This window comes from Streptomyces sp. NRRL F-5630 (assembly GCF_000719475.1).
Taxonomy (GTDB): Bacteria; Actinomycetota; Actinomycetes; order Streptomycetales; family Streptomycetaceae; genus Streptomyces.
Genome location: NZ_JOGO01000085.1, coordinates 1 through 12,253, shown reverse-complemented (window position 1 = coordinate 12,253; position 12,253 = coordinate 1). Strand labels below are relative to the sequence as shown.

Annotated in this window: 9 protein-coding genes and 1 pseudogene; 8 read left to right on the top strand and 2 right to left on the bottom strand. The window is 69.0% G+C overall.

Going from position 1 to position 12,253, the window contains the following annotated elements; all coding sequences use genetic code 11:
- Positions 1-189 precede the first annotated feature (189 nt).
- The 6 genes and pseudogenes from IF99_RS32955 to IF99_RS0126660 form a co-directional block, all read left to right on the top strand.
- A pseudogene (locus IF99_RS32955) lies at positions 190-519 on the top strand (PaaI family thioesterase); the annotation flags it as partial.
- 612 nt (positions 520-1,131) lie between these two features.
- Positions 1,132-2,358 carry a branched-chain amino acid ABC transporter substrate-binding protein gene (locus IF99_RS0126680; RefSeq protein WP_031000264.1) on the top strand — a complete coding sequence of 409 codons (1,227 nt, stop codon included), beginning with the start codon at positions 1,132-1,134 and terminating at the stop codon, positions 2,356-2,358.
- A 144-nt stretch (positions 2,359-2,502) separates the two neighbouring features.
- Entirely contained in the window at positions 2,503-3,432 is a 930-nt protein-coding gene (locus IF99_RS0126675; RefSeq protein ID WP_031000263.1) for a branched-chain amino acid ABC transporter permease, read from the top strand.
- 5 nt (positions 3,433-3,437) lie between these two features.
- Positions 3,438-5,231 (top strand): branched-chain amino acid ABC transporter permease, encoded by a 1,794-nt coding sequence (locus IF99_RS0126670; protein WP_031000261.1) that lies wholly within the window; start codon positions 3,438-3,440, stop codon positions 5,229-5,231.
- Positions 5,232-5,236: 5 nt separating this feature from the next.
- A complete protein-coding gene (locus IF99_RS0126665; RefSeq protein WP_031000260.1) occupies positions 5,237-6,127 on the top strand; it encodes an ABC transporter ATP-binding protein in 891 nt (296 codons plus the stop codon).
- The gene (locus tag IF99_RS0126660) at positions 6,124-6,840 is read left to right on the top strand and encodes an ABC transporter ATP-binding protein (protein WP_031000258.1); all 717 of its coding nucleotides are present in this window, start codon (positions 6,124-6,126) and stop codon (positions 6,838-6,840) included. The genes IF99_RS0126665 and IF99_RS0126660 overlap by 4 nt, the downstream gene beginning before the upstream one ends.
- 94 nt (positions 6,841-6,934) lie before the next feature.
- Here IF99_RS0126660 and IF99_RS0126655 read toward each other — a convergent pair whose 3' ends face one another.
- Positions 6,935-7,612, bottom strand: coding sequence for an ANTAR domain-containing response regulator (locus tag IF99_RS0126655; protein WP_031000256.1), 678 nt, complete (start codon positions 7,610-7,612; stop codon positions 6,935-6,937).
- A gap of 64 nt (positions 7,613-7,676) precedes the next feature.
- On the opposite strand from IF99_RS0126655, the gene IF99_RS0126650 reads away from it, so the two are divergent.
- Positions 7,677-8,471: a helix-turn-helix domain-containing protein gene (locus IF99_RS0126650; protein WP_031000254.1), complete on the top strand. Its 795-nt coding sequence runs from the start codon at positions 7,677-7,679 to the stop codon at positions 8,469-8,471.
- A gap of 105 nt (positions 8,472-8,576) precedes the next feature.
- On the opposite strand, the gene pyk is transcribed toward IF99_RS0126650, so the two are convergent.
- Complete coding sequence (gene pyk / locus IF99_RS0126645; RefSeq protein ID WP_078655295.1) at positions 8,577-10,013, bottom strand: pyruvate kinase; 1,437 nt, start codon at positions 10,011-10,013, stop codon at positions 8,577-8,579.
- A gap of 242 nt (positions 10,014-10,255) precedes the next feature.
- Here pyk and IF99_RS0126640 point away from each other — a divergent pair, with 242 nt between their 5' ends.
- A complete protein-coding gene (locus tag IF99_RS0126640; protein WP_031000250.1) occupies positions 10,256-12,052 on the top strand; it encodes a bifunctional metallophosphatase/5'-nucleotidase in 1,797 nt (598 codons plus the stop codon).
- Positions 12,053-12,253: the final 201 nt, after the last annotated feature.

The following is a 12,253-nucleotide window of genomic DNA, read 5'->3' as shown; positions in this document are numbered from 1 at the left end:
GGACGCCGCCACGCGGGTGGGCACCACGCCGGGTCCCCGCCGGTCGGGTCCTCCCCCGTCCCCGCACGTGACCAAGGGCACTAAGCGTTCGCTCAGCCCACCTGATAGGACAGAACCGCACGCGGCACCCGCCGCGGGTGGCGTGGCCGCGCGGGCCACGCGGCGGACGCGAAAGAAACGGAGCCGCACATGGGCGAGCACCGCGGTGTGAAGTTCCCCCAGGAAGTCCTCGACCGCTTCAGCAGCCTCGGCGTCGACCTCCCCTCCTACTTCTCGGCGGGCCACCTCGGCACCCGGATGGGCATCGAGGTCGTCGAGGCCTCCCCCGAGAAGGTCGTCGGCACCATGCCCGTCGAGGGCAACACGCAGCCTTACGGCCTCCTGCACGGCGGCGCGTCCGCCGTCCTCGCCGAGACGCTCGGCTCCGTCGGCGCGATGCTCCACGGCGGTCCCGAGAAGATCGCCGTCGGCGTGGACCTCAACTGCTCACGGCGGGGCCCCCCCCAACACCGGGGGAGGGGCCCCCCGCTCGCATTTCCCCACACGCGGACCCCCCACCCGACAAACCCCCCCCGGCCCCCCCCCCCCCCCCGGGGGGGGCCCCGCCCCAACACCGGGGACGGGCCCCGCCGTTCGCATTCCCGCACACGTGCACCGCCCACCGGACAACCGCCCCGCGGCACCCGCCCGCGACGGCCCGTCGCGCGCCCGTTTCCCGCCCGCCGCCCGTCACGTTGCGTAACACACACGCAATACGGCCCGCACACCCCGTTCACGCACCAAAACGACCCCCACCACCCCCACGGGCACCAGGGGACAGATGTGCGCCAGCACCAAAACCCCCTGAAGTTACTTACATACGCAGGGAGTTCTCAGCATGTGGAACGCGCGCCCCCACTTCCTCGGCTCAACCCCCTTCTCGCATAACAAGACAGTCACATCCTGTCCCCTCTCCACCCCACACCCCTTCGCCTGCGCTTAGAGTCACCGCCAGTCACCATTACGCCGGGCAGCACCACCCCGAGCACCACCGCACCACCGAGCACCACCGTCCTGCCCGGCGCGATCGACACGGCACCTCCAGCGCGGAGGCCGCGCCAGGGAAAGGACCCATCCGTGCGACACCGTTCCTTGCTCATCCTCACCACCGTCCTGACCACCGGGGCACTCACCCTCAGCGCCTGCGGTTCACGCGACGACGACTCCGGCGACGACAAGGGCGGTTCGAGCGGCGGCAAGAAGACCACCGTCGTCATCGGCGTCGACGCACCCATCACCGGCGACCTCTCCGCCCTCGGCCTCGGCATCCGCAACTCCGCCGAACTCGCCACCAAGATCGCCAACAAGCAGGACCTCGTCCCGGGCGTCACCTTCAAGGTCCAGCCGCTCGACGACCAGGCGCAGCCGACCATCGGCCAGCAGAACGCCACCAAGTTCATCGGCAACAAGGACGTCCTCGGCGTCGTCGGCCCGCTGAACTCCAACGTCTCGCAGTCGATGCAGAAGCCCTTCAACGACGCGAAACTCACCCAGGTCTCGCCCGCCAACACCGGCACCGAGCTCACCCAGGGCGACAACTGGAAGAGCGGCGACAAGAAGCGCCCCTTCGCCTCCTACTTCCGCACCGCGACGACCGACCAGATCCAGGGCTCCTTCGCCGCCAAGTACCTCCACGAGACGGCGAAGATCGACAAGGTCTACCTGATCGACGACCAGAAGACCTACGGCGCCGGTCTCGCCGCCTCCTTCAAGGACACCTTCGCCAAGCTCGGCGGCAAGATCGTCGGCGCCGACCACATCAACCCCGAGGACCGCGACTTCAACTCCGTCGTCGCCAAGGTCAAGAAGACCGGCGCCGAGGCCGTCTACTACGGCGGCGAGTACCCCGCCGCCGGCCCCCTGAGCCAGCAGCTCAAGGACAGCGGCGCCAAGATCCCCCTCATGGGCGGTGACGGCATCTACGCCGCCGACTTCATCAAGCTCAACAAGAAGGCCCAGGGCGACCTCGCCACCTCCGTCGGCGCCCCCGTCGAAAAGCTGGACTCCGCCAAAAAGTTCATCTCCGACTACGAGGCCGCCGGATACAAGGACGGCTACGAGGCGTACGGCGGCGGCACCTACGACGCCGCCTGGTCCATCATCGAGGCCGTCAAGAAGGTCGTCGACGACAACGACGGCAAGCTGCCCTCCGACGCCCGCGCCAAGGTCCTCGACGCCATGAGCACCGTCAAGTTCTCCGGCGTCACCGGCGACATCTCCTACGACGAGTACGGCGACACCACCAACACGATGATGACCGCCTACCAGGTCGAGGGCGGCAAGTGGGTGCCCAAGAAGAGCGAGGTCTACAAGCCGTGACCCGCTGAGGTCCGCACCCGCGGCCCCCGAGCGCCCGTCACCCCGCCCCACCCGCCCGGCACCGGGCACCCCACACGCCGCGCGGGATGCACACAGCGTCCCGCGCGGCGTCCCCTTATCCGACCACTCCACGGAGGCCCTGCGGTGCACGAACTGCCGCAACAGCTGGCCAATGGACTCATCCTCGGCGCGATGTACGGACTCATCGCGATCGGCTACACGATGGTCTACGGCATTGTCCAGCTCATCAACTTCGCCCACGGCGAGATATTCATGATCGGAGGGTTCGGCGCCTACACCGTCTGGACCCTCCTGCCCGACGGCTCCTCACTCGCCGCCGTCATCCCCCTCATGATCCTCGGCGGCATCCTCTGCTCCGTCCTCGTGGGCACCGCGGCGGAACGCTTCGCCTACCGCCCCCTGCGCGGCGCACCCCGCCTCGCCCCCCTCATCACCGCCATCGGGCTCTCCCTCTTCCTCCAGCAACTCGTCTGGGCCTTCTACCCCGACGCCAAGTCCGACATCTCCTTCCCCCAGTTCCACGGCGACCCCTTCCACATCCTCGGCGCCACGGTCCAGCGCGGCGACCTCTTCGTCATCATCGCCGCCCCCCTCTGCATGATCGCCCTCGGCTGGTTCGTCAACCGGACCCGCTCCGGACGCGGCATGCAGGCCACCGCCCAGGACCCCGACACCGCCAAGCTCATGGGCATCAACACCGACCGCATCATCGTCATGGCCTTCGCCATCGGTGCCGCGTTCGCCGCCGTCGCCGCCGTCGGCTACGGCCTGCACAACGGCCAGATCGGCTTCCGCATGGGCTTCATCATGGGCCTCAAAGCCTTCACCGCCGCCGTGCTCGGCGGCATCGGCAACCTCTACGGAGCCATGCTCGGCGGACTCGTCCTCGGCGTCGCGGAATCCCTCGCCACCGGCTACATGGGCGACGTCCCCGGCATGGACCTCTTCGGCGGCGGCGCCTGGAAGGACGTCTGGGCCTTCGTGCTCCTCATCGTCGTCCTCCTCATCAGGCCCCAGGGTCTCCTGGGCGAACGCGTCGCGGACAGGGCGTGAACACCATGACCGACACCCACCTGCTCACACTGCCCGCCCCCGCCGCCCGCTACGGCACCCTCGCGGGCGCCCTCCTCGCCTTCGCCGGCACCTTCCTCTCCTGGACGTACACCGAGGAGTTCCCCGGCAACCTCACCGTCAACGGCTATCCCGGCGGCCTCCAGCTCATCACCCTCACCGGAGCCCTCCTCACCGCGCTCCTCGCCCTCGCCGCACTCGGCACCAAGGGACTGCGCTGGCTCACCCCCGGCGGCCCGTACAGCGCCGTACGCCTCATGGCCCTCGGCACCGCCGTCGCCACCCTCTACACCGTCATCGCGATCGCCGTCGAACTCGACGGGCTCATCGCCCTCGACCCCGGCGCCTGGATCTCCCTCGTCGGCTCCCTCGTCGCCGTCGCCGCCACCTTCGGCCTCCCCGACGACACCCCCTACGAGCCCCAGCCGGGCGACACCGCGTTCCACCGCTTCACCCACACCCTCAAGGCCCCGGCCCCCCGCGCCCCCCGCCGCGCCCTGCCGGCCTGGGCCGAGATCCTCGTCATCGCCGTCGCCTTCGGACTCGCGCTCTACGTCTTCACGTACGGCATCGACATCGACAGCGCCAACTCCGAACTCTTCATCGGCTACCTCATCCTCGTCGCCCTCGGCGCCCTCTCCCTGGCACGCGCCGGACTCTTCCGCCGCCTCGCCGCCCTCACCGCACGCCACCGCACCGTCAGCCTCGCCGCGATGTTCGTCGCCGCGATCTGCTTCCCCTTCACCCAGGACAACGACACCTACGCGCTCATCGGGACCAACATCCTGATCTTCGCCACCGTCGCCCTCGGCCTCAACGTCGTCGTCGGCCTCGCCGGACTCCTCGACCTCGGATACGTCGCCTTCCTCGGCGTCGGCGCCTACACCGCCGCCCTCGTCTCCGGTTCCCCCCAGTCCAGCATCGGCGTCCACTTCCCCTTCCCCCTCGCCGTCCTCACCGGCGCCGCCGTCTCGCTCATCTTCGGCGTCGTCATCGGCGCACCCACCCTGCGACTGCGCGGCGACTACCTCGCCATCGTCACCCTGGGATTCGGAGAGATCTTCCGGATCACCATGAACAACCTCAACGGGAACAGCGGCCCCGACCTCGTCAACGGCTCCCAGGGCGTCCCCAACATCCCCGACCTCGAACTCTTCGGGTTCAAGTTCGGCGAGAGCCACGACATCCTCGGCCTCAACCTCGGCAGGTCCGGCAACTACTTCCTGCTGATGCTCCTGTTCACCGCGATCGTCCTCCTCGTCTTCCACCGCTCCGGGCAGTCCCGCATCGGCCGCGCCTGGGTCGCCATCCGCGAGGACGAGACCGCCGCCTCCGCCATGGGCATCAACGGCTTCCGCCTCAAGCTCCTCGCCTTCGCCCTCGGCGCGACCCTCGCCGGACTCGCGGGCACCGTCCAGGCACACGTCAACTACAGCGTCACCCCCGAGCAGTACCAGTTCGCCGGGACCGCCCCGCCCAACTCGGCCTTCCTCATCGCCGCCGTCATCCTCGGCGGCATGGGCACCATCACCGGCCCCCTCATCGGCGCCGCACTGCTCTTCCTCATCCCGGAGAAGCTCGAATTCATGCAGAAGTACCAGCTTCTGCTCTTCGGCCTCGCCCTCATCCTCCTCATGCGCCTGCGCCCCGAGGGCATCGTCCCCGACCGCCGCAAGCAGCTCGAATTCCACGAGAACGACCAACTCGCCGTGCCGGAACAGCGCCTGAACGGGGACAACGCCCCCGAAGCCGCCACCGGCGTCACCAAAGCGGGGGCCTGACCACCATGACCACCACGACGCACACCCCCGCCCCCACCGGCACCGCCGTCCTCGAAGCCACCGGCGTCACCATGCGCTTCGGCGGCCTCACCGCCGTGCGCGACGTCTCCCTCACCGTCAACACCGGCGAGATCGTCGGCCTCATCGGCCCCAACGGCGCGGGAAAGACCACCTTCTTCAACTGCCTCACCGGCCTCTACGTCCCCACCGAGGGCCGCGTCGCCTACAAAGGCACCACCCTCCCGCCCAAACCCCACCTCGTCACCAAGGCCGGCATCGCCCGCACCTTCCAGAACATCCGGCTCTTCGCCAACATGACCGTCCTGGAGAACGTCCTCGTCGGCCGCCACACCCGCACCCGCGAAGGGCTCTTCTCCGCCCTCCTGCGCGGCCCCGGGTTCAAGCGCGCCGAAGCCGCCTCCACCGCACGCGCCATGGAACTCCTGGAGTTCATCGGCCTCGCCCACAAGGCGGACCACCTCTCGCGCAACCTCCCCTACGGCGAGCAGCGCAAGCTGGAGATCGCCCGCGCCCTCGCCAGCGACCCGGGACTCCTCCTCCTCGACGAGCCCACCGCCGGCATGAACCCCCAGGAGACCCGCGCCACCGAGGAACTCGTCTTCGCCATCCGCGACCAGGGCACCGCCGTCCTCGTCATCGAGCACGACATGCGGTTCATCTTCAACCTCAGCGACCGCGTCGCCGTCCTCGTCCAGGGACAGAAACTCCTCGAAGGCACCCCCGAGGTCGTCCAGGCCGACGAACGCGTCGTCGCCGCCTACCTCGGCACCCCCATGGACACCGCCCCCGAGGACGAGGCCCTCGCCGAGGTCCAGGCCGCCGAAGCCGCGGCCAAGAACGAGACCCCCCGCACCACGAAGGAGGACGGCAAGTGACCGCGCTCCTCGAAGTCGACAACCTCCGCGTCGCCTACGGCAAGATCGAAGCCGTCAAGGGCATCAGCTTCACCGTCGAGGCCGGACAGGTCGTCACCCTCATCGGCACGAACGGCGCCGGGAAGACCACGACCCTCCGCACCCTCAGCGGACTCCTGAAACCCCTCGCCGGCACCATCACCTTCGACGGACAACCGCTCCACAAGTACCGCGCCGACCAGATCGTCGCGCTCGGCCTGGCGCACTCCCCCGAAGGCCGCCACATCTTTCCCCGCATGACCATCGAGGACAACCTCCGCCTCGGCGCCTTCCTCCGCAAGGACACCGAGGGCATCGCCCAGGACATCCAGCACGCCTACGACCTCTTCCCCATCCTCGGGGAACGCCGCAGGCAGGCGGCGGGCACGCTCTCCGGCGGCGAACAGCAGATGCTCGCCATGGGCCGCGCCCTCATGTCCAAGCCGAAGCTCCTCATGCTCGACGAACCCTCCATGGGCCTCTCGCCGATCATGATGCAGAAGATCATGACGACCATCAGCGAACTGCGCGAACAGGGCACCACGATCCTGCTCGTCGAGCAGAACGCGCAGGCCGCGCTCTCCCTCGCCGACCAGGCGCACGTCATGGAGATCGGCACGATCGTCCTGAGCGGCACGGGCTCCGACCTCCTCCACGACGAGTCCGTCCGCAAGGCGTACCTCGGCGAGGACTGACCTCCCCGGCCGGGACGGCGAGACGCCGGACCGGTACGCGAAAGGGGCGCCCACCAGATGGTGGGCGCCCCTTTCGCCGTCCGTACCCCGGCGGCTACGCGTCCTTCCGGTCCTTCGCCGCCTTCTTCTCCGCCGCGTCCTCGATCACGGCCTCGGCGACCTGCCGCATCGACATCCGCCGGTCCATCGACGTCTTCTGGATCCACCGGAACGCGGCCGGCTCGGTGAGCCCGTACTCCGTCTGCAGCACCGACTTCGCCCTGTCCACGAGCTTGCGCGTCTCCAGCCGCTGCGAGAGGTCCTCGACCTCCTTCTCCAGCGCCCGCAACTCCGTGAACCGCGAGACGGCCATCTCGATCGCCGGGACGACGTCGCTCTTGCTGAACGGCTTCACGAGGTACGCCATCGCGCCCGCGTCCCGCGCCCGCTCGACGAGGTCGCGCTGCGAGAACGCGGTGAGCATCAGCACGGGGGCGATGGACTCCTCGGCGATCTTCTCGGCCGCCGAGATCCCGTCCAGCACGGGCATCTTCACGTCCAGGATCACCAGGTCGGGCCGGTGCTCGCGCGCCAGCTCCACCGCCTGCTGCCCGTCCCCGGCCTCCCCGACGACGGTGTACCCCTCCTCCTCCAGCATCTCCTTGAGATCGAGCCGGATGAGCGCCTCGTCCTCGGCGATGACGACACGGGTGGTGAGGGGCGGCACATGCGACGACTCGCCGTGGGCGGCGGCGGCAGCGGAAGACGACTCGGGCTGGGGGGCGCTCGGGATTCACTTTCGAGTGAATCCCCGCCGCTTTTCTGTCATCACCTCCCGCACTCCGCACGATAAATGCATGACCTTCCACAGCCTCGAAGTGCGGCGAACAGCCTTGACGCTCCTGCGCGAGGGAATTCCCAACGCAGAAGTGGCCCGACGCCTCGATGTCCCCTACGGCACCATCAGTTACTGGAAGCACAAGGACCGGGCCACGCGGGGCGAATGCCCCGGCAGGAAAAGAAGCACCATCTGCTTCGCCTGCGATCGCACGGCTCCCCTGGACGAACGCGCCTACAGCCATCTGCTCGGCCTGTACCTCGGCGACGGGCACATCAGCTTCCCGAGGCAGCACCCCACACCCAGTCTCACGGTCACTCTGGACGATACCTGGCCAGGCATCCAGGACGAGTGCGAGCAAGTGATACGTCTGGTGTTCCCCGACAGGGCGACGTGTCGCGTACGAAGCAAGGGCTGTCACCACATCAAGGTCTACTCGTCCCATCTGTTCCATCTCTTCCCCCAACACGGCCCGGGAAAGAAGCACCACCGGGAAATCGCCCTGGAGTCCTGGCAGCAGGAAATAGTCGACGCCCACCCCTGGGATTTTCTTCGCGGTCTCATCCAATCCGACGGCTGCCGGATCACGAACTGGACCACCCGCATCGTCGCCGGCGCACGCAAGCGCTACGAATACCCGCGCTATTGGTTCACCAACGTGTCCGACGACATTCGGAAGGTGTACACCGACACCCTCGATCTCCTCGGCATCGAATGGACCGAGTGCTATCGCCACGGAAACCCGTACAACATCTCCGTCGCCCGCAAAGCCTCCGTCGCCCGCATGGACGCCCACATCGGTCCCAAGTACTGAGACCGGTACCGGGACAGCGACCGGGACGGCTGTCGGGAGAGGTGCCCGGGGGAACGACGAAAGGGGTGACCGCGAGCCCGGTCACCCCCGCCTCGCCGCTCTCGGCTACTTCGGGGCGTCGTCCTCGCCGATGTGGTGCACCCGCACCAGGTTCGTCGTGCCCGCGATGCCCGGAGGGGAGCCGGCCGTGATCACGACGACGTCGCCCGGCTCGCAGCGGCCGAGCTTCAGGAGCATGTCGTCGACCTGCTCGACCATCGCGTCCGTGGAGTCCACGTGCGGCCCGAGGAAGGTCTCCACGCCCCACGACAGGTTGAGTTGCGCGCGCGTCGCGGGGTCGGGCGTGAAGGCGAGGAGCGGGATCGGGGAGCGGTAGCGGCTCAGGCGGCGGACCGTGTCGCCGGACTGCGTGAAGGCGACGAGGAAGCGGGCGCCGAGGAAGTCGCCCATCTCGGCCGCCGCGCGGGCGACGGCCCCGCCCTGGGTGCGGGGCTTGTTGCGGTCGGTGAGGGGCGGCAGGCCCTTGTCGAGGATCTCCTCCTCGGCCGCCTCCACGATGCGGCCCATGGTGCGGACGGTCTCGACGGCGTACTTCCCGACGCTGGTCTCCCCGGAGAGCATGACGGCGTCGGTGCCGTCGATCACGGCGTTGGCGACGTCGGAGGCTTCGGCGCGGGTGGGCCGGCTGTTCTCGATCATGGAGTCGAGCATCTGGGTCGCGACGATGACCGGCTTGGCGTTCCGCTTGGCGAGCTTGATGGCGCGCTTCTGCACGAGCGGCACCGCTTCGAGGGGCATCTCGACGCCGAGGTCGCCGCGGGCGACCATGATGCCGTCGAAGGCATCGACGATCTCCTCGATGTTCTCGACGGCCTGCGGCTTCTCGACCTTGGCGATGACGGGGAGGCGGCGGCCTTCCTCGCGCATGACGCGGTGGACGTCGACGATGTCGCGGGCGCTGCGGACGAAGCTGAGGGCGATGACGTCGGCGCCGGTGCGCAGGGCCCAGCGGAGGTCTTCGATGTCCTTCTCGGAGAGGGCGGGGACGGAGACGGCGACGCCGGGGAGGTTGAGGCCCTTGTGGTCGGAGACCATGCCGCCTTCGACGACGGTGGTGCGGACCCGGGGGCCTTCGACGGCGGTGACCTGGAGGCAGACCTTGCCGTCGTCGACGAGGACGCGTTCGCCGGGGGCGACGTCGGCGGCGAGTCCGGCGTAGGTGGTGCCGCAGCTGGTGCGGTCGCCCAGGTGGCCGTCCTCGGTGGTGATGGTGAAGGTGTCACCGCGTTCGAGGAGTACGGGGCCTTCGCTGAAGCGGCCGAGGCGGATCTTCGGGCCTTGGAGGTCGGCGAGGATGCCGACGCTGCGGCCGGTCTCCTCGGCGGCCTCGCGGACGCGGTGGTAGCGCTCCTCGTGTTCGGCGTAGCTGCCGTGGCTGAGGTTGAAGCGGGCCACGTCCATTCCGGCTTCGACCAGGGCTTTGATCTGGTCGTAGGAGTCGGTGGCTGGGCCCAGGGTGCAGACGATTTTCGCTCGGCGCATGGTGCGAGCCTAGGGCTTACCGGCGGGTAGCGGGCTGGGTGGGGGTGACGAGTCAACGGCCTTTGGGTGTAGGGGATTTGACAAGTATTGGATGAGCGGGCGCGCTCTCCGATGAGCGGGTGTCGGGGGCGGGGTGCGCGGGTGGTCATCTGATCGCAACGTGGCGGGGGTGTTGCGGGGTTGGCGTTTCAGGCCATCATCTACGCGCGTTGTTCCGGATTTCGGACGAGAGGGAGTGCGTGATGAGCGTGGAGCGCAGGGTGTTCCTGGGGGCTTCGGCGGCGACCGGGGCGGCGGTGGCGCTGGGCGCCGCGGCGCCGGCCGAGGCGGCGAAGGGGGGCGGGCGGGGCAAGGAGCCGCGTCGGTACGGGTTTTCGGTGCTCGGGACGACGGATCTGCACGGCAATGCGATGAACTGGGATTATTTCACCGATAAGGAGTACGACGACGCGCAGCACAATGACGTCGGGCTCGCGAAGATCTCGACGCTGGTGAACCGGTTGCGGAAGGAGAAGGGCCGGGGGAACACGCTGCTCATCGACGCGGGCGACACGATTCAGGGGACGCAGCTCTCGTACTACTACGCGCGGGTGGACCCGATCACGGCGCGGCGGGGGCCGGTGCATCCGATGGCGAAGGCGATGAACGCGATCGGGTACGAGGCGGCGGCGCTGGGGAACCACGAGTTCAACTACGGGATCGAGGTGCTGCGGAAGTTCGAGGAGCAGTGCGACTTCCCGTTGCTGGGGGCGAACGCGGTGGACGCGCGGTCGGGGCGGCCCGCGTTCCGCCCGTACGTGATGAAGCGCCTGCGGACGCCGCACGGGCGGGATGTGCGGGTGGCGGTGCTCGGGCTGACGAATCCGGGGATCGCGATCTGGGACAAGGCGAACGTGCAGGGGAAGCTGAAGTTCCCGGGGCTGGAGGAGCAGGCGGCGTACTGGGTGCCGAAGCTGCGGTCGATGGGCGCGGACGTGGTGCTCGTGGCGGCGCACTCGGGGGCGGACGGTTCGTCGTCGTGGGGTGATCAGTTGCCGTACGTGGAGAACGCGGCGGCGCGGGTGGCGGAGCGGGTGCCGGGGATCGACGCGATTCTGGTGGGTCACGCGCACGTGGAGATCCCGGAGCGTCGGGTGGTGAACGCGGCGTCGGGGCGTGAGGTGGTGCTCTCGGAGCCGTTGAAGTGGGGGCAGCGGCTGTCGGTCTTCGATTTCTCGCTGGTGTGGGAGCGGGGTCGGTGGTCGGTGGAGCGGGTGGCTTCGCGGGTGCTGAACTCGAACGAGGTGGAGGAGGACGCGCGGATCACGCGGCTGCTCGCGAAGGAGCACCGCGAGGTGGTGGCGTACGTGAATCAGGTGATCGGTTCGTCCGTGGTGGAGATGTCGACGGCGGAGGGGGCGTACAAGGACGTTCCGATGGTCGATCTGATCAACCATGTGCAGGCGGAGACGGTGCGGGGCGCGCTGGCGGGCGGGGAGTACGCGGAGGTGCCGGTGCTGTCGCAGGCGTCGCCGTTCTCGCGTACGGCGCGGTTCCCGGCGGGGGACGTGACGATCCGGGACGCGGCGGGTCTGTACACGTTCGAGAACACGTTGGAGGCGCGGCTGATCACGGGTGCGCAGTTGAAGGAGTACTTGGAGTACTCGGCGAAGTTCTTCGTGCGTACGGCGGTGGGGGCGCCGGTCGATCCGGCGGCGTTGACGAACGCGGACGGGACGCCGGACTACAACTACGACGTGGTGTCGGGTGTTTCGTACGACATCGACATCTCGAAGGAGGTGGGCGCGCGGATCGTGGGTCTGGCCTTCGAGGGGGCGCCGGTGGCGGACGACGCGCGGTTCGTGCTGGCGGTGAACAACTACCGGGCGAGCGGGGGCGGCAATTTCCCGCATGTGCCGAAGGCGACGCAGCTGTGGGCGAATTCGGAGGAGATCCGCAACACGATCATCGCGTGGGTGCGGGAGGCGGGGACGATCGACCCGGCTGATTTCGCGGCGGTGGACTGGCGGTTGGTGCGGGAGGGGACGCCGGTGTTCTGAGCCGGGGTGCCGGTCGTCCGGGCCGAGGCGGCGGCGCGGTGAGCCGGAGTGCCGGAAGTCCGGGGCGGGGTAGCGGTGTTCCAGCGGCCGGAGTGCGTGTGGCCCCGGGGGTCTTCTCCCTCGGGGCCGTTCGCGTGTGCGGTGCGTTCAGGGCTGTTCGTTGAGGCGGACCAGGTGCTGGGGGCGGGGGCTTGGGGCGGG